The organism is Magnetococcales bacterium (assembly GCA_015231175.1).
Lineage (GTDB): Bacteria > Pseudomonadota > Magnetococcia > Magnetococcales > DC0425bin3 > HA3dbin3.
Map to the genome: position 1 here is coordinate 1 of JADGBZ010000068.1, position 18,559 is coordinate 18,559.

The window sequence follows — 18,559 nt, forward strand, 5'->3', positions numbered from 1 at the left end:
GTCCATCTCCACTTTTCCCTGGCCCCGCAGCCGTTTCGCCGCTGTGCCGATGGCCGTCTTGGGGGCGGGGATCGCCTTTCTCATCGCCCGTCATCTGGCTGGAGAGTGGGTGGCGCGACGGGCGGGGGGGATGGCGGGCCGCCTGCTGGCGGGGGTAGAGGCGGAGGGGTGGCGCTTTGTCGCGTTTGTCCGGCTGGTGCCGATCTTCCCTTTCAATCTGCTCAACTACGCCCTGGGGTTGACCCGCATCCGCTTCGCCCCTTATCTCCTGGCCTCGCTGATCTGCATGGCGCCGGGAGGTTTGGCTTACGCCTGGCTGGGATACGCTGGCAGGGAGGCCGCCGGAGGGGGCGCCGATGCCATCCGCGCTGGCATGTGGGCATTGGCCCTGCTGGCATTGGCCCTGCTGATCCCCCGCTGGGTCAAACGGGCGCGCGAGGCCAAACGTCACCTGACCGTCACCCGTCTGCGGGAGATGTTGTTGGTCGGAGAGAATTTGGCGGTGTTGGACGTGCGGGATGCCAAGGATTTCACGGGAGAAAACGGTCACGTTCCAGGTTCCCTCAACATTCCCCTGCCCGAGCTGGAAAATCGGCTGGAGGAGGTGCGGGGGCTGGGATGTCCCGTGGCTGTGCTCTGCCATACGGATCGCCGTTCCACGGTGGCTTTCCGCAAGCTGGACGCCCTGGGCGTCGGCCCGGTCTATCTGGTATTGGGTGGCATCAAGCAGTGGCGGCTGGACGGCTTGCCGGTGGAACAATGAGCCTGGAAGTGAGACATCTTGCGGGATCGCTCGCATGGTTCGGACTGATGGTGATCGTCTTCCACGCGGCAGCGGCGGATGTTGCACCCCTTTCTGTTGCGGAGGGTGGGGATTGCCTTTCCTGCCACCGGGAGCGGGATGCCGCCCTGGTCGCCGCCTGGGAAAAGAGCCGTCATCATGGCCCAGACATGGGTTGCGGCGCCTGCCACGGGGTGAAACATGATGGCGCCATGGCGCTCCGCGCCCGTCGCAACGACGCCTGCACCGGTTGTCACCAGCGGGTGGTCGGCAGCTATGCCCTCTCCAAGCATGGGGTGATCGTCACCCTGGAGGGGGAGCGGCTGGACCTTGCCCAACCGCTGAAGGAAGGCAACCAGCGCGCCCCCACCTGCGCCTACTGTCACCTTCACGAGGGCGGGCACAACGCCGGGGCGGGGATTTTCCCCCTGGCCCCGACCGGACGCACGCCGGCCCCGGAGGACAACGATCGTGCCGAGGCCCGTGCAGCCCCCTGTCGGGACTGCCATTCCCCCCGCTTCGTGGCAACCTGGTTCACCACCGGTGACCGCATGGTGGAGCTTGGGCGCATGAAGGTGCGGGAAGCCACGGCAGCGGCGGCGAATCAGGACAACCCGGAAGTCCGGGAGATGCTCCACCGCATGACCGACGACCACCTGCGCAACGTTCGCCTGGGGGTGGGGCATCAATCCCCGGATGATCAGTGGTGGCATGGTCACCCGGCTCTGGATGGCGACCTGTTGCGCATCAAATCCACCCTGGGTGGTCAATAGTCACCAATTTTTTTCGGCATGCGCCAAGCGTTCCGGGGTGCCGATATCGGCCCAGGCGCCAGTCAGGTGCAGGCCGTAAAGGCGTCCCTTGGCCATGCTGTCGTCGAAGAGTCGATTCAGGGAGAAGGGTTCGCAAGGGTAGGGGGCCAGGGCGTGGGGGTGGCACACCTGGATGCCGGCATAGGTCAGGGCGTTGGGGCTCTCCCGGTCGCGCCGGAGCCGGCCATCGTCGGTCAGGGCAAAATCGCCATGTTCGGCGAGGGGATTGTCCACCAGGGCCAGCAGGGCGTCCATGCTGGCGGGAGCGAAGGCGGTCAACAAGGGGGTCAGATCCAGATTCCAGAGGATGTCCCCATTGATGACAAGGAAGGGTTCCTCGCCCAGCAGCGGCAGGGCTTGACGCAGGCCACCGCCGGTCTCCATGAGGACCGTCTCCCGTGACCAGGTGACCTGAAGGCCCCAGGCCGAGCCGTCCCCGATGTGGGCCATCAACAGGTCGGCCAGGTGCCAGGCGTTGATCACCACCTGACGCAACCCCATGGCAGCCAGTCGATGGAGGGTATGGTCGATGACCGGACGCCCCTGCACGGGAACCAGGGGTTTGGGCATCCGGTCCGTATAGGCCCGCAGGCGGGTGCCCCGCCCGGCGGCCAGGATCATGGCTTTCATGCCAAAACCTCCTGGTCGGCAGCGGGGGCGTAGGTTGCCAACAGATCCGCCAACTCCTTGAGTTCGGGATAGCGCGCCAGGGTCTCCCGCACATAACCGAGGGTGCGGGGAATGTCCTGTAGGTAACCATGTTTCCCATCGCGCAGGGAGAGACGGCCGAAAATGCCCACCGCTTTGAGATTGCGCTGCACGGCCATCCAGTCGAAATCCCGCTCGAACTGTTCCCAGGTGGGGGCGTAGCCGAGACGGCTGACGGCTCCCTCCCGCCAGAGGGTCATGATTTTTTTTCGGAACGGAGCATCCCAGGCCACATAACAATCCCGCAGCAGACTGGCCAGATCATAGGTCACCGGCCCCATGACCGCATCCTGAAAGTCCAGCACACCGACCCGCTCCCCTGCCAGCCACATCAGGTTGCGGCTGTGGTAGTCACGATGCACGAATACCACCGGTTGCCGCAGTATGGCGGCGAGAAGGCGCTCGAAAACCTGGTCGAAACGGTGTCGGTCACCAGGGGAGATCGGGGTTTTCCGGATCCCTTCGATATACCAGTCGGTCAACAGGGAGAGTTCAAACCGAAGCAGTTTATGGTCGAAAGGGCGCCGATGCGCCACACAACTGCCATCGACCGGGGTGGCCTGCACCTCCAGGAGGGTGGCGACGGCACCCTGGTAGAGGGTCTCCGCCATGCCGAGGTCGTGGGACTCCAAAACCCGTTGAAAAGTCAGATCGCCATAATCATCCAGCAGATACAGTCCGGCCTGGACATCCCCATCCAACACCCTGGGGACGGCGATGCCGAAACGGTTCAGGAAACGGGAGATATCGACAAACGGCGCCGAATCCTCCTTGTCGGGAGGCGCCACCATGAGAATCCGAGGCTCGCCACATCCGGAGATGCGGTGGTAACTGCGGAACGAGGCATCACCAGCCACCTTCTGGCTCTGCCAGGAGGGTCCAAGGCGCTCGGTGAGAAAAGATTGAATGGGGGGGGGAAGTTCCATACTGTTCGACAAAGGCATGCCATATCCTCTCGCTGGTCACTCCTGTGGCAGAAACGTCGATCTGCCGGCCTGATTCCGTACCGGTGGTAAACGTGAAACGCACCGCCAGATGGTCATCGGGAATGTGTTCTCCACCCCGCTCCGGCCACTCGATGAGGGAGATGCCCGGGGTGTCGAAAGACTCTTCGGCCCCGATCCATACCAGATCCTCCGGCTCCGCCAGCCGGTAGAGGTCAAAGTGATGGACCGGCAAACGGCCATCCAGATAGGGATTCATCAAGGTGAAGGTAGGACTGGTGACGAGCAAATCTTCATCAATCCCGTGCAGGGCACGGATGATGCCTCGGGCAAAAACCGTCTTTCCCGCTCCCAGATCGCCAAAAAGGAGAAGGATCGCACCGGGCTCCAGGATTTGTGCCCAGCCTGCTCCAAACGCTTCGGTCTGCCCTGTGGTGCGGCTCATGAAACGAACCGTACCGGCAGCATCATGCCCCTTTTCCCGTGGCAAATGGGGTGCGGTCATGGTACCGTTATTCTCCGTTAACATAAACTTTGTAGAACAAAATCATGCTGTTCAAACTTATCTTAACCGGTTTTGCCCTCCTTGGCGTTTATCTGGCAGGACGTTACCATGTTGTCCGGCGTCTCCCGCCGGCGCCGCTGCCCCCCTGCGTCGAGCCATCTGCCTATGCGCCGGTTGGTGGCGGCGCGTCTCGTCCCGGTGCGCAGAGCCGGTCCCGTTGGCCGCTGCTGGTGGGTGCGATTGTTGTGTCCCTGGGTACCATTTTTGTCTATCGCACCTGGCGGGACAATGAAAAAGTGGTGCAGATTCGGGTGATCAACGCCGCCAACGGTCAGACTACCCGCTATGAAGCCCACAAGAAACAGGTCCACATGCGCACCTTTCAAACTTTGGACGGGCGCACGGTCACCCTGGCCGACGTGGAGCGCATGGAAGTCACCGAACCCGAATGAACCTGACCCCTGGATCCATCACCCAAAGCGCCTTGATCGTGCGGCACCGCAGCCCATGGAATGGCGAAATCCTGGAGGTTGTGGACGACGGGCCGCTGCGCGTTCTCCATTTTGGCACCTACCTCAAGCAGAGTTGCATTCTCCGCGCCAATCCACAGCGGCTGGTTCTCCCCTATACGCGCCACATGCTGGCCAGTCTGGCTTTCAAGCCGGAGCCTCGCCGGGCGCTCATGGTGGGCCTGGGAGGGGGCACGATGGCCCGGTTTTTGTTGGAGCATTTTCCGGCTTGTCAGGTTGATGTTGTGGAGATCGTGCCCACCATGCCAGACATTGCCCGGCACTATTTTGGCTTGCCGCTCTCTCCCCGGTTGCGGATTCACCTGGATGACGGCGCCCATTATTTGCATGTCCTTGCCTCCCAGCTCTCCCCGCTCTCCCCGCCCCCATTCGATCTGCTCCTGATCGACGCCTACAATGCCCAGGGGATGGCGGAAGCGCTCTTTGCAGCGACCTTTTTCCAAAACTGTCACACCCTCCTGGAACCCCAGGGGGTGATGGCCGTCAATCTGACCCGCAGCAAGCCTGAAACCTTCTCCCAGGCCACGGCGGCCATCGAAGCCACCTTTGCCGGTTGCACCCGCCAGTTGCGTCCCGCCGGTTCCAACAATGTCATTCTTTTTGCGTCCCCCGGGCCAGAGCCTCTGGGGCTGCGACGCATGCCACGCTTTCTGGCGTCGCGCAGGAATCAGCGGGAACTCACCCTTGCAGAGCTGCTGGATCCTGCCCGGCAGCGGACGCTTTCCTGGTGGAAATATATCCTGGAATTCTAACGATCGAGACAAACGGTACAACACTCTTTACAAAAAATGCTTGGATATGAAAGCCTTTGTCAGGGCTTCGCCCCGAACCCCACCAGACAAGAAAAGCTTGGATATGAAAGCCTTTGTCAGGGCTTCGCCCCGAACCCCACCAGGAGGAAGGGCGCAGCCGTTCCTCCTGGACCTCCATCCCAGTTTTTCAATCGTTTTTACGGACCCCTATCGGGAGGATCCCTGATGACCCCGGTCAACAAAATTTTGCTTGCCCTCCTTGCGATTCTTCTGTTGGGTTTCGGCGGATCGCTTCTTTTGCAACAGGAGTCCGCTTCCCCCGGGACCATTTTTTCCCGGTGGGTGGGAGCATCCCAGGTAACGCCGGCATGGGAACAAAAGTTGGCTGATGTACAATCCCGTCAAGAGTCGTTGCAACAACAGACGTTGCAGATGCAACAACAGATTCCCTCCCAACTCATCCAACGTCTGACTGCGGCGGAGGAGTCGCTCTCCCTTCTGAAAAAGTCGTCAGGAGGTCTTCTGCGCCTGGAAGGGGGCAGCGTGCAAACCTCCATCCAAAACATGGAGTGGCGGCTGGCCGACATCATTTCAGGCCGCCGGGAGTTTCGCAGCGAAGTGACCTTCAGCACCCCATTTACAGTACCGCCGCGTGTCGTCTTGGGTATTACGCGCCTGGAAGTGGCCGAGGGACAGCCCCGTTTCGGGGTCACCGCCCAGCAGGTGGAGGTGGGCAAGTTTGTCCTGGTCTTTGAAACCCGGGCCGAAACCCGCATCCGTGAGGCGCAAGTGGATTGGTTGGCGTTTGGTCCGTGATCTTGCAGAGGCTGTGAACTTGAGGGCAGTGAAATGTGACCCATCACAGGGAATGTGGAATCGGTGGGATCGGTACCATCAGGAACCGTAACTATTCACCACCCTTTCCAAAGAAAGCTTGGACATGAAAGCCTTTGTCAGGGCTTCGCCCCGAACCTCGCCAGGGCGCTGCCCTGGACCCGCCAGGGAGCCAGCCCCCTGGCCCCCGATTCGTGGCCGGGTGGTGAAAAGTTACCAGAAACCCTGCATACTGCGGATTGGCCTCTTCCCTGTGGCATGGAAGCGTGGATCGATGCAGACAATCGAGGAACAAATCACCGAGCTTGTTGACCTGACCCGGGACCGTATCGGCGCCGAGGCTGGCGCCCAGGTGGCTGCGGCGGCGGAAATGGCCTGCGCGTTCCACGCCGGGCAGATGCGCAAGCTGGATGGAACACCCTACGTGACCCACGTCATCAGCGTTGCACATAGCTGTTTGACCTGGGGGCTGATCGATGTCAACGCGATTTGTGCGGCCCTGCTGCACGACGCCATCGAGGACGCGCCAGCAAGCCTGGATGCGGAGAACCGCATCGAGCGATACAGTTCAGATGTTGCAGCCATGGTGCGCTCGCTCTCGAAGATCCGCAATCTCCAGACCGGGGCCGGTGATATGGTCGCCACCTATCGCCGCATCCTGGCTGCCGCTTCCAAGGATTTGCGGGTGTTGGTGGTCAAGACCTTTGATTGGCTGCACAACTCGGAATCCCTGCATGTCCACGGACCGGCCAAGAGCAAAATCAAGGCCAGCATGGGATTGATCTATGTGGGCGTGGCCCGGCGCCTCGGCATGATATCCCTGGCCGACACTTTGATCGAACGCCTGTTGCCCCACCTGATGCCCATTCAGACGCTAAGGGCCAGAAAAACCTTGATCTCTCTGCAAAAGCGGGGTGCGGAGAGCATGGAACGGCTTACCCACCAGCTGCATGCCGTCGTTGGTGAGGGTTTGGCGTTGGACTATATCCTGGAGCCCAAAAAGATTGGCGATTATTTCCTGCTGGCGGAAAAGCCCGGTACCGGGCAGTTGTCCCGTGTGGGTTGGCCAGTCTACCGCCTGAAGCTGCTCGTGCCCGACGACGATACCGCCTGGCGGGTTTTGGGGCGGGTTCACAGTTTTTTCGGGCCCCTGCCGCGCCATATTCGGGACTACCTCAATGCCCCGCGTGTCAACGGTTTCCGCGCCTTGACCACGCGGGTGATTTGGGAAGGTCACCCCCTCAAAGTGCATATCGTCAACCCCCGGGATGAGGAAGCCAACCGGATGGGCATCCTGGCCAACTGGGGCAAGAGTGGTCCGGATATCAGCCGTTATATGAGCCTCTTGGCCACGTTGGGTGACAGCGATTTGCGCATGTCCGAGGTGCATGCCCATGTGCTGCCCGACCTCCTGGATGTCTACACCCCGAAAGGGGATCGCCTGACCTTTCCCGTGGGGTCGGTGGTGGTCGATTTTGCGTATCTGGTTCATACCGAGCTGGGCCAGCATTGCGTCGGCGCTCGGGTCAACGGGATCCAGTGTCCGCCGGAACAACCCCTGGCCGATGGTGACGTGGTCCAGATTTTGACCGCCAAAGGGGGGCGTCCCCAGCGGGCCTGGATCGATGTGGTGAAAACCGCACGGGCGCGCACCATGATCAAACAGGCCATGAAAGAGCAAAAAATTCCGGTCAAAGGGGTCGAACGGAAGCTGGATGGACAATTCCTTCTGACCTCCCTGGGCGCACCGGATTTGCGTTGGTCCGCATGCTGTTTCCCCGTGCCGGGTGATGCGGTGGTGGGACGCATCTCCGCCGATGGACAATGGATCGTGCATCGCGCCGATTGCCCCAAGGCCCAGGGTCCACTTTGGGAGAAAGGGGGGTGGAATCTGAGTCCGGTTTCCGAGACCCTCAATGTCACCTTCACGCTGGACCATCAGACCGGCGCTTTGTTGCCGGTCCTCGAACTCATGGCGAAGTACGGCATCAATGGCCACTCCATCCAAAGCAAAGGTCGGTCGGGCTCGGTCTATACCATCGCCATCGAAATGGGGGGCAAGGATCCCTTTACCCTCGGGAGCGTTCTCAACGCCCTGATGTGCGTTCCCTCGGTCAAAGAGATCAAGAGTTACCACTGGAAAGGGTGAGGGACCATGCCGAGGGTGGCGCACATCCCTGGCCAACTCCTTACCGGGGAGCCAGCTCCCTGGATCCCGATGCGTGGCCGGGTGGTGAATAGTTACCGGGGCGCTTAGAATTCGATGCCCCGTGTGGCTTTGATGCCGGCCTTGAAGGCATGTTTGACCTCCCGCATTTCGGTGACCGTATCGGCCACCTCGATCAACTCCGGAGCCGCGTTGCGTCCGGTCAGGATCAAATGCAGGTGGGGGGGCTTTTCCTGCCGAATGAACGTAGCCACCTCGGACCCGGTCAACCATCCCATGCCCACGGCAAAATTGATTTCGTCCCACACCACCATGTCAAAGGCGTGACTCCGGACCTGTTCCTGACAAAATGCCCAGATGCGCTGCGTGGTAGCCTTGTCTTGCGAAGGATCGTTGGTGTTCCAGGTAAAGCCATCCCCCATGGCATGCCAGGAGATCTCCTTGAAGAGGGATGCAGCGCGCTCCTCGCCGGTCTTCCACTTGCCCTTGACGAACTGGATGACACACACCCGCATGCCCCAACCCGCAGCCCGCAGCACCATGCCGAAGGCGCTGGAGGACTTTCCCTTGCCGTCTCCCGTCAAGACCACCACCAGGCCACGTTTTTCCGCTTGATCTGTCGTCATCGTCGTTCCTGCCAATCCATCGTACCTTGTGACAAACAGTTATGTTCGCAAGAGGTTGCTTACCGCTCCTTGAAGGCCTCCTGGACCGCCGTGCTCATGGGGTGCAGAAGGGTAGCCAGAACGGACCGGGCGCCGAGGGTGATATCCACCTGCGCCAACATGCCGGGGAGGATGCGATGCACGCCCGGGATGTCACCGACAAAATTTTTCTCCAAAGTGATCACACCCTTGAAATAGGGTTGACTTCCCTCCTGACTCAGGGTGCTGGGAGAGATGTTGACCAGGTGGCCATCGAGAGTGCCAAAACGGGAAAACTCATAGCTGCTCAACTTGACCAGGACCGCCTGGTCTTTGGTGATCCTTCCGACATCCTGGGGTGGAATGCGCACCTCGATTTGCAGGTGATCGTTGACCGGAACGATTTCAGCCAGCGTGCCGCCCGGGGGAACCACAACACCCGGCGTCTGCACCCGGAGCTCCTGGACCAGACCCCGAACCGGAGAGCGCACATCCAGGCGCACCACCTGATCGGAAATGCGTGTCAGGGAGTCCCGAATCTGGGAAAGTTCGTTCATGCTGACGGCCAGTTCGTTGCTGGCCTGCTGGCGGGTGTCGGTGGTCAACTTGCTGCGGCGTTGTTCGGTCTCGGTCAGGGCGCCTTGAATATTGGCCATCTGTTTTTGCAGGCGTTCCACCTCTCCCTGGGCGGCCAGATGGGCGCGTTTGGTCTCCAGATAGATCACCTTGGAAATGGCCTGCCTGTCAACCAGATCCTGGCGAATTTTCAGCATGTCGGCGGTGACGGTATCCTGTTGCCGGGCAATGCCGAGTGCATCCTTGACCTGTTTCAGGTCCAGGCGACGTTGGGCGATCTGTGCGTCCAGAACGGCCAGGTTGCTTTTCAGGCTTTGTGTCTGGCGTTGATGGTTCTCCTTCTGGGCGGCGACAATCGTGGCAAAACGTGGCAGAAGTTCGGCAAAATCAGGTTCCTTGCCCGCTGCGAAGGCCCGCAGGCGGATGGCGCTGGCTTGCAGGGAGGCAATTTTGAGCTCCATCTGCTCCTGCTCCGGCAGGCTTTGATTTCGATCCAGCCGGAACATGATATCACCCTGCTCCACAAGCTGACTCTCGCTGACAAGGATTTCCGCCACGATGCCACCTTCCAGATGTTGCACCACCTGCACGGAACCGCTGGGCAACACCTGTCCCTGAACGTGAGAAACCTCTTCAAGCCTGGCCAGCGTGGACCAGAGCAGCACGGGAAGAAAGACCAGCAGAATGATTTTCCAGGTGTTGCGAATCAACAAGTCGCCGCCTGCATCCCGCAGGTCGCCCATGGCTTCGATGGGGCGAATATGCAAGGGATCGGGTGTGGTGGCAAAAAGCTTCATGGCAGGGGGGATCCTTGAGCAATCGCGGCGATCAGACGGAAGCCGCCGTCTGTCGAGCAGTGATCGGGACGGCCCCGGCCACGATAGCCGGAGCGCAGATAGGCCGGGGCAAAACTCCAGGCGCCGCCACGGCGCACCTTGTAGGGGGTACGCTCCGGGCAGATGGGATTTTTTTGGCGCGCCGCAGGGGTGTTGTACATGTTTTCATCGTGGCAGTCGGCACACCACTCCCAGACGTTGCCGTGCATGTCATGCAGACCGAAGGCATTGGCCGGGAAAATACCCACCGCCGTTGTGCCGCGACGATTCTCTCCCTTTTTACCATCGGCGTAAACCCCGTTGCCGTCATAGTTGCAATAATCGGTGTGCAGGGTTGTCCCAAAGTGAAAGGGCGTTTCCGTGCCGGCCCGGCAGGCGTATTCCCATTGGGCCTCGGTAGGCAGGTTATAGGTGATGTCGGAGTTCAGTCCCAACCACGCGGCAAACGCCCGGGCATCGAACCAGCTGAGGCAGACAGCCGGATGGGTATCCTCCTGCCCGAATCCAGGTTGCAACCAGCTGAGATGCTTGTGTTCGCCCCAACCGCCTTTCCCCATGCCGGTGGCGAATCCAACCTTCTGGGCATCGGACAGATAAAGACAGGCTTCGGCAAACTGCGCCCATTGACCCCGGGTGACCGGGGTGCGACCGATCCAGAATCCATCCAGTTCCACCAAATGCCGGGGTTGCTCCTGGGCGAACCAGTCGGCATATTTTTCGTCGCCGAACATTTTCACGAGTGTGTTGTGCTCGCCCTTGTTTTGTCCCATTTTGCAGGAGCCTGGCGGAACCCATACAAACTCCAGGCCGGTGACAGGCTCGCGCCAGATCGTTCCGGGAACCGGCAACTCATCGGAGGGGGGGAGAGTGGCCTTGACCAGGGAGATGTTGGCGGCATGGAGCAAGGTCTCGGAGGCATCTCTCTCCTGCCGCAACGCAACCACAAGCGCGGCAAAACTGGTGAATCGCTCACGAGGATTTTTCCGCAGGCAACGTTCCACGATGGCCACACAGCCAGGCAGGGCTTGCCGAACACCCGGTGACCAATTCACCCCGGAGTGGTGCTGAAAGGCTTTGTAGAAGGAGCCGGTAAAGGGCACCTCGTGATAGGGCCGATGTCCTTCCAGAATCAAAAAGCCGATCAGACCAAAGCTGTAGATCACGGCGGCTTCATCCATCTGGGATGACTTTTTATCCACGATTTCGGGGGCCAGATAGGCACTGGTGGTGTCCACCCGGGGATAGTCCGCCGCACCGTCGCGACACACACCGCCCAAATCGATGAAACCAAGAGAAAGCGGTCCATGTGCGCAGAGATGAAGCAGGATATTGTCCGGCTTCAGGTCGGTGATCAAAAGGCCCGTCTCCTTGTGCAGGCGGTGCAGGGCCTCGGCCAGGTTGCAGAGCAAGGCCCTCTGCCGGACAGGGGTGTAACGCCCCTCCTTCCGGAGATTCCGTATGCACTCTCGCAACGACCATGGCCAAAAATCCATGTAGATCAGCCCGTAGAGAGCGACGCGGGCGTTCGGATCGTTCTCCTGGTATTTAAAAAAGTCCCGGACCCTTACCAGGGAGGGGTGGTGCAACCGCTCCCAGTTGGTCGTGGTTTGCACCCAATCCAGGCTGGAGAACTCCTGGTTCGAGACCGGTTCGCCCGATGACATTTTGGAGCGCAGGGCCAGAGGGACGATCTTGACCGCCACCCTTTTCCAATCATCCTCGGCAAGGAACACATGCCCGTAGGTGCCGCTTCCCAGGGAGCGGACGACGCGATAACCGGGGGTGAAATGCCCGATCAATCGCGCCGCATCCGCCAGGGAGAGTTCATCGACGACGCTCTTTTGAGCCGTTTTGGTCTTCTTCGCCTTGTCCATGCCGGGTTAAGACTTGCGCCACTCCTGCCAGTAGGGATTTTGTATCCAACCCACAGCCAAGCCTGTCTGCCCGGAAAGGGTTTTGACCACTTTCAAGACATGATCATACGAGGCGAAAGGCCCGACCAGCAAGCGGACAATCTTTTTATCATCGGGTGTACGCACCATATCCATCCAGGTGGGAATGTTCTCCTTGGCCAGATTTTCCGCCAGTTCGCGGCACTCCTGCTCGTTTCGATAGGCGCCCATGTGGACCAGATAAGGGCCACTCTTCAGTTGTGGCCAGTGAGAGGGATAATTCCCGCTGGCCGGGTTGGCCATGGGCAACGGAGCGGCAATGGCTGTATTCTTTTCCGCGCTCGTCGCGGCATCGTCGGTACGTGTCAGGGGTGGCAGGTGCTGACGCAGCACCCTGGCGACCGCCCGGTGCAAGGGCTCGGGTATATCTTTCTCCGCCAGAATTGCGGAGGTGTACACCTCCAACAAGGCATCGAGTTCCTGCGTGGCGTCCGGTTTGCTGTTGGTGGGGCTGACCGACTGCTGGCCGGAGGGGCTGCCGGCGCCCTTGGCCGCATCTTTGGTCGGACCGGTTGGGACATCGGCAACCCCCTGGAGAGAGGTTCCTGGCTCCTTGGCCGGTTCCGGCGCATATTTTTTCAGGTTGGCGGTCAACTGTCCGATGGACTCCAGGAGCAAATCCTCCGTCAGGTCGGGTTCTTTTCCGGTCTTCCCGTTCCGGGCAGGTTTTTGCGCCGCATGGGCGTTTGGCCCGACCGCTTCCAACTTGGCATCCTGCGCAACCTCGGCGGGTTTTTGTGCCGCATGGGCGTTTGGCCCGACCGCTTCCGACTTGGCATCCTGTGCAACCTCGGCGGGTTTTTGTGCCGCATGGGCGTTTGGCCCGATCGCTTCCGACCTGGTATCCTGCGCAATTTCAGCGGGCCGTATCGCGTGCAGTTGGGAAGTTCCAACATCCGTATGAAGCTCCATGGATGCCAGATGCTGGGGCTTGTTGCCACGGGTATCGATGACTCCTCCCGACTCCAGAAGGGCGACGAATGTTGTGGGAGAGTCTGGACGCAAGGGGACACCCAACGCCTGCCAGAGCCGGATGCGCGCCAACTGCTCCTGATACCGGTTGCGGACCAGGTTGGTGTTCAGGGTCAACACTTCGTATTGGACATCCAGCAACTCCAGCAGGGTGCGCGTTCCCGCTTGAAACTCCTCCTCCATGCCGGTCAGGGCTTTTTCGTTCGATTGCAAAGCCTTGGTCAGCCAAATGATCGAAACCTGCTGGTTTTTGATATCCATCCTGGCCTGATTGACATCCCGCATGGCCTGGTTGCGGATGGCTTGCAGTTGGGCCATCAGGTTCTCTTTACGACCTTTGGCCTCACGAACGCGCGCACTGGTCTCCCCGCCACTGAACAGGGGTACATTGAGACTGACCAAAAGGGTCTGCGCCTCGACGGTGTCTTTGATCGATATACCCGAACTTCCGCCAAGTTCCGAATCCCAGGTGCGGCTGGCCCGGTAGTTCAGATCCACGGTCGGATAGTGGGAGGAGCGCTCAATTTTGACCGCATATCGGGCGGCATCCAGACGTGCTTCGGCGGCCTGAAGATCCGGCCTGTTCCCGATCCACTTTTGCAATTGATCCTGCAACTTTTCCGGTTCCCGCCAATCCGCAGGTTCCCGCCAGGAGAGCTCCGGCAGGGTCATGTCCGGGGATGGATTGGCTCCGACCACCTCCCGGAAGGCGATGGCTGCCTTCTCCAGGGTATTGAGGGATTGGACATAACTGGCTTCGGCCTGTTCGGCACGGGATGAAGAGGTCTCCACATCCGTAGCTGTGGACTCGCCGGCTTTTTGACGCATGCGGTTTACGTCCCGGTGACGTTTTGTGACCTTGCGATATTTTTCGCCGAGATCAAGAACTTCCCTTGCCTCAAGCCAGTTGGCGGCGACAGTGGCCACGCTCAGGGCCACCTGCTGCCGGGCATCTTCCAGGTCGGCTAGAGCAGCCCGCACCACGGCGTCGCTCTGTTCATGCCCCAGGGCGTCATGGCGATTATAAAGGGGTTGGCGCAGAGACAACTCCACGACCGAGGACAAATTTTTACTGCTTACCCCCTGTTTGATGTAGCGGGTCTCGTCATGCAAGTTCTTTCCGGCTCGCAGGTTGGCCAGAGGCAGGAGTTTGGCCAGTGTTTTGGGGTTCTCCTCCAAGGTGGCACGCAGAATGGCCTCTGCCTTGTGGATCTGTGGGTTGTTGGCCTGGGCATTGTCCACAGCTGTCCAGAAGGAGCGAATGTCAGCCCCACCAGGCTGATAAACCATCAGAATAGCAAGGGAAAGACACCCCCCGATCAGGGTGGAACGTTTCAGGAACAGATATGGAGGATGAGGCATGGGAACCCCGCGCCAGTAGAAGGGGACAAATCTCGACAAGGGTAGAGCAATACATGGGCCAAACCCCGAGGATTGCAGCGGCGGTCGACTTTAGCGTCATGTCGGCTCGGTCGGGACGAGACCCTGCCTTGTCCCACACGGAAGGTGGTGACACGCTCCTGAATTGTGGTACAATGAAGGGATTTTTGTGACTATGGTTTCAGTACCCCTGCAAGAAAAGCTTTGAGCAGAATTTTTTTGGTAAACCAAGCCTCCCACAGTCGGGGCTTTTTTTGTGATTGCGCCGAGGATCATTCCCGGTCAGAAACTGCGTCGCAGACAGGAGGCCCCCCCGGCCCATGGACAAAACGGAACCCTCCCTCCAGCCCCCTGACCCACAGGAACGCGACCCCCGTCCTTCCCTGTGCGGGAGTTTCATTCCTGCCGATTTTTTGACCCACCTGGAAGAGTCCCGTGACGCCGAAAGGCAGGCCCTGGAGCGCCTGTTTTTGGAGAACCTGCGTGCCCAAAGGGCGATCCATCGGGGCAAAAACTGGTTTCGCCTCTTTCTGGCCCTTTTTTTGGTCGCTGTGCTGGCGTTGGTCGCCATCGACAGCGGCAAGGGCATGGAAATGGATTCGCTCTCCCTGGCACAAAACCACACCGCTGCGGTGGACATTTACGGCGTTATCATGCCGGAAACCGAGGGCAACGCCGATAGCGTCATCAGCGGATTGAAATCTGCCTTTGACGATAAAAAAACGCGCGGCGTCATTCTGCGGATCAACACTCCCGGGGGGAGTCCGGCCCAGGCCGGCATGATTTTCGACGAAGTCATGCGGTTGCGGTCAAAGCATCCATCCATACCCGTCTATGCCGCCGTGGAGGACATTTGCGCGTCGGGTGGCTATTACATCGCCGCCGCCGCCAAAGAGATCTACGCCGACAAGGCCTCCCTGGTCGGCTCCATCGGTGTGGTCATGCAATCCTTCGGTTTGAAATCCACCCTGGAAAAGTTGGGTATGGAGAGCCGTACCCTGACCTCCGGTGAACACAAGGCCTTCCTGGATCCCTTCCAGGATGTCAAGCCGGAGGAAAAGATCCATGCGCAAAACATGCTCAACAAAATCCACCAGCAATTTATCAGCGCTGTCCGTAAAGGCCGGGGGGATCGGTTGAAGGGCACCAATGAAAAATTGTTCAATGGACTCTTCTGGACGGGAGAGGATGCCGTATCCCTGGGCCTGGTGGATGGTCTGGGTTCGGATCGTTGGATTGCCCGGGAGCTTGTCCGGGAAGAAAGAATGGTCAATTTTACGCACAAGGAAGATTGGATGGCTCGCGTCACGGATCGACTTGTTAGTTCTACGTCCGCCGCTCTGCAATGGCGGCAGGGATCTCCCTGGCGATGACACCGCCTGACGGACACGGGAATTTTCCCACTGTTGACCCTCGCATCGACCCCAAAGGAGAACGACATGTTAGTGGCATACCGCCAACACGTAGCTGATCGACAGAAAGAAGGCGTCCCCCCGTTGCCCCTGGATGCCGAGCAAACCCGGGCCCTGGTCAAGCTGTTGCAAAATCCCCCCGCCGGTGAGGAAAAATTTTTGGCCGATCTGCTGGCCAATCAGGTTCCCCCCGGTGTGGATGATGCTTCGCAAGTCAAAGCCGAATTCCTTGGCGATGTGGCCAAGGGCAAGGTCTCCTGCCCGGTCATCAAACCTGCTGATGCCGTGCGCCTGCTCGGCTCCATGATGGGCGGATTCAACGTCCAACCTCTGATCGACCTGCTGGACAATCAGGCCCTGCTCCAGGATGTCGTGGCCGCGTTGTCCAATACCCTTCTCGTCTATGACAAATTTGAAACCGTCGTCGCCAAGGCCAAAAGCAATGCCGGCGCCAAACAGATTTTGCAAAACTGGGCCGATGCCACCTGGTTTACCTCACGCGCCGAGCTGCCTGAAACCGTGACCGCAACGGTCTTCAAGGTGGACGGCGAAATCAACACGGACGACTTCTCCCCGGCCTCGGAGGCGTGGAGCCGTCCCGATATCCCCATGCATGCCAAATCCATGCTGGTCAACCGGAAACCCGGATCCCTCCAGGAGATCGAAGCCCTGCGCCAGAAAGGCCATCCGCTCGCCTTCGTCGGCGATGTGGTGGGAACCGGTTCCTCGCGCAAATCGGCGGCCAACTCCCTGATCTGGTGCATCGGACAGGATATCCCATACGTTCCGGCCAAACGGACGGGAGGGGTGGTCATCGGCGGCACGATCGCGCCGATCTTCTTCAATACCGCGGAAGATTCCGGCATGCTGCCCATCCAGTGCGATGTCAGCCAGTTGAAATCCGGTGATGTGATTACCATCAACACCAAAACCTGTTCCATCACCCGGGATGGTCAACAGGTCTCCTCTTTCCAGTTGCAACCCCGCACCCTGCCGGACGAGTTTCGTGCCGGTGGCCGCGTCAACCTGATCATTGGCCGAAAGTTGACCGCCCGCGCCCGGGAAATCCTGGGGCTGCCCCCGGCCACCCTCTTTCAACAACCCAGCGTCCCGCCCGACACCGGCAAAGGGTACACACTCGCGCAGAAGATGGTCGGCAAAGCCTGCGGGTTGCCCGGCGTGCGGCCCGGCACCTACTGCGAGCCAGCCATGTCCACCGTGGGCTCCCAGGATACCACCGGCCCCATGACCCGCGACGAGATCAAAGAGTTGGCCTGCCTGGGCTTTTCGGCTGATCTTGTCATGCAGAGTTTCTGCCATACCGCCGCCTATCCCAAGTCCGTGGATATCAAGACCCACAAAACCCTGCCCGGATTTTTCACGGATCGCGGTGGCGTCGCCCTGCGCGTTGGAGATGGCGTCGTCCACTCCTGGGTCAACCGGATGGTCCTGCCGGATGCGGTGGGCACCGGTGGGGACTCGCATACCCGCTTCCCCATCGGCATCTCCTTCCCGGCTGGCTCCGGTCTCGTCGCCTTTGCCGCTGCCACGGGCATCATGCCCCTGGAGATGCCCGAGTCGGTCCTGATCCGTTTCAAGGGCACCATGCAACCCGGCATCACCCTGCGGGATCTTGTCAACGCCATTCCCTGGGTGGCCATCCAGAGGGGTCTGCTGACGGTCGCCAAAAAGGGCAAAAAGAATATTTTCGCCGGCACCATCCTGGAAATCGAAGGGTTGCCCAACCTTAAAGTGGAACAGGCCTTCGAGTTGTCCGACGCCTCCGCCGAGCGTTCCGCCACCGCCTGCACGGTGCGTCTGGCCAGGGAACCGGTCGAAGAGTACCTCCGCTCCAACGTCACCCTCTTCAAAAACATGCTGAACCAGGGCTACCAAAGCGCCGATGCCATCAAACGGCGCATCGCTCAAATGGAGGCCTGGCTGGCCAACCCGGTCCTGTTGGAACCGGACGCCAATGCCGAATATGCCCATGTCTTTGAAATCGACATGAACGAGATCAAAGAACCCATCGTTGCCTGCCCCAACGACCCGGACGATGTCAAACCCCTTTCACAGGTCGCCGGGGACAAGATTGATGAGGTGTTCCTGGGTTCCTGCATGACCAATATCGGCCACTTCCGCGCCGCCGCCCGTATTCTTGACGGCGCCCCGCCGGTTCCTGGTCGCATGTGGGTCGTTCCCCCCACCCGAATGGACGAGGAACAGCTCGTGGAGGAGGGGGTCTACAGCATCTTCGGCAAATCCGGCGCACGCACCGAAATTCCCGGCTGCTCCCTCTGCATGGGCAACCAGGCCCGGGTGCGCGACAACGTCACCGTCTTCTCCACCTCCACCCGAAACTTCGACAACCGGATGGGCAAGGGGGCCCGGACCTATCTCGGTTCCGCCGAGTTGGCCGCCGTTTGCGCCATCCTGGGCAAGATTCCCACCGTGGACGAATACATGAACCTGGTGCGGGACAAGATCGAACCCAAAGCCGGAGATACCTACAAATATCTGAACTTCCACCTGATCAAAGGGTATGAAAACAAGGGTGTCGTCATTCCCATCCAGAAGGGGTGACGCAGTCTGATTCGATTCCGAATCATCTGGCCGGGATCTGTTCAAAACATGTCGGGGGGCTCTGCCCCCTTTTTTTTGGCTCAATATGGATTCCGGGGGCTTATCGCACCAGAAGATGGTGGTGCCCGACATTGACCTAATTGCCTGATGTGGCGTAAATTTTCTCTGACA

The 18,559-nt window shown here is 59.9% G+C and carries 15 protein-coding genes; 8 read left to right on the plus strand and 7 right to left on the minus strand.

Annotated elements, in window-relative coordinates:
• The coding region (locus HQL63_12585) for a VTT domain-containing protein (GenBank protein MBF0177666.1) at window positions 1-763 on the plus strand (763 nt) is incomplete at its 5' end.
• Window positions 760-1,554 (plus strand): hypothetical protein, encoded by a 795-nt coding sequence (locus HQL63_12590; protein ID MBF0177667.1) that lies wholly within the window; start codon window positions 760-762, stop codon window positions 1,552-1,554. The genes HQL63_12585 and HQL63_12590, both read left to right, overlap by 4 nt.
• Here the strand turns inward: HQL63_12590 and HQL63_12595 are convergent, their stop codons facing one another.
• The 3 genes from HQL63_12595 to tsaE are packed head-to-tail and all read right to left on the minus strand — an operon-like array spanning window position 1,555 to window position 3,750.
• Entirely contained in the window at window positions 1,555-2,223 is a 669-nt protein-coding gene (locus HQL63_12595; GenBank protein ID MBF0177668.1) for a nucleotidyltransferase family protein, read from the minus strand.
• On the minus strand, window positions 2,220-3,245 hold the full coding sequence (locus HQL63_12600) for a phosphotransferase (protein MBF0177669.1): 1,026 nt from the start codon (window positions 3,243-3,245) through the stop codon (window positions 2,220-2,222). Before HQL63_12600 ends, HQL63_12595 begins: the two co-directional genes overlap by 4 nt.
• On the minus strand, window positions 3,148-3,750 hold the full coding sequence (tsaE, locus tag HQL63_12605) for a tRNA (adenosine(37)-N6)-threonylcarbamoyltransferase complex ATPase subunit type 1 TsaE (protein ID MBF0177670.1): 603 nt from the start codon (window positions 3,748-3,750) through the stop codon (window positions 3,148-3,150). Before tsaE ends, HQL63_12600 begins: the two co-directional genes overlap by 98 nt.
• A 44-nt stretch (window positions 3,751-3,794) precedes the next feature.
• On the opposite strand from tsaE, the gene HQL63_12610 reads away from it, so the two are divergent.
• The 4 genes from HQL63_12610 (at window position 3,795) to HQL63_12625 (ending at window position 8,015) form a co-directional block, all read left to right on the plus strand.
• Complete coding sequence (locus tag HQL63_12610) at window positions 3,795-4,202, plus strand: hypothetical protein (protein ID MBF0177671.1); 408 nt, start codon at window positions 3,795-3,797, stop codon at window positions 4,200-4,202.
• Entirely contained in the window at window positions 4,199-5,032 is an 834-nt protein-coding gene (locus HQL63_12615) for a spermidine synthase (GenBank protein ID MBF0177672.1), read from the plus strand. Before HQL63_12610 ends, HQL63_12615 begins: the two co-directional genes overlap by 4 nt.
• Before the next feature lie 225 nt (window positions 5,033-5,257).
• A complete protein-coding gene (locus HQL63_12620; protein ID MBF0177673.1) occupies window positions 5,258-5,848 on the plus strand; it encodes an H-type lectin domain-containing protein in 591 nt (196 codons plus the stop codon).
• Between the two features lie 292 nt (window positions 5,849-6,140).
• Entirely contained in the window at window positions 6,141-8,015 is a 1,875-nt protein-coding gene (locus HQL63_12625; GenBank protein MBF0177674.1) for a bifunctional (p)ppGpp synthetase/guanosine-3',5'-bis(diphosphate) 3'-pyrophosphohydrolase, read from the plus strand.
• A 104-nt stretch (window positions 8,016-8,119) separates the two neighbouring features.
• Here HQL63_12625 and cobO read toward each other — a convergent pair whose 3' ends face one another.
• From cobO to HQL63_12645, 4 genes are read right to left on the minus strand one after another with little or no spacing between them, the layout of a single operon-like run.
• Window positions 8,120-8,659, minus strand: coding sequence for a cob(I)yrinic acid a,c-diamide adenosyltransferase (gene cobO / locus HQL63_12630; protein MBF0177675.1), 540 nt, complete (start codon window positions 8,657-8,659; stop codon window positions 8,120-8,122).
• Window positions 8,660-8,718: 59 nt separating this feature from the next.
• Window positions 8,719-10,050 (minus strand): HlyD family type I secretion periplasmic adaptor subunit, encoded by a 1,332-nt coding sequence (locus tag HQL63_12635; protein ID MBF0177676.1) that lies wholly within the window; start codon window positions 10,048-10,050, stop codon window positions 8,719-8,721.
• Entirely contained in the window at window positions 10,047-11,963 is a 1,917-nt protein-coding gene (locus HQL63_12640; GenBank protein ID MBF0177677.1) for an SUMF1/EgtB/PvdO family nonheme iron enzyme, read from the minus strand. Before HQL63_12640 ends, HQL63_12635 begins: the two co-directional genes overlap by 4 nt.
• Window positions 11,964-11,969: 6 nt before the next feature.
• Window positions 11,970-14,375, minus strand: a complete 2,406-nt coding sequence (locus tag HQL63_12645) for a TolC family protein (GenBank protein ID MBF0177678.1) — start codon at window positions 14,373-14,375, stop codon at window positions 11,970-11,972.
• Window positions 14,376-14,713: 338 nt separating this feature from the next.
• Here HQL63_12645 and HQL63_12650 point away from each other — a divergent pair, with 338 nt between their 5' ends.
• Window positions 14,714-15,766, plus strand: a complete 1,053-nt coding sequence (locus HQL63_12650; protein ID MBF0177679.1) for a S49 family peptidase — start codon at window positions 14,714-14,716, stop codon at window positions 15,764-15,766.
• A gap of 66 nt (window positions 15,767-15,832) precedes the next feature.
• The gene (gene acnB, locus HQL63_12655; GenBank protein ID MBF0177680.1) at window positions 15,833-18,388 is read left to right on the plus strand and encodes a bifunctional aconitate hydratase 2/2-methylisocitrate dehydratase; all 2,556 of its coding nucleotides are present in this window, start codon (window positions 15,833-15,835) and stop codon (window positions 18,386-18,388) included.
• Window positions 18,389-18,559 lie beyond the last annotated feature (171 nt).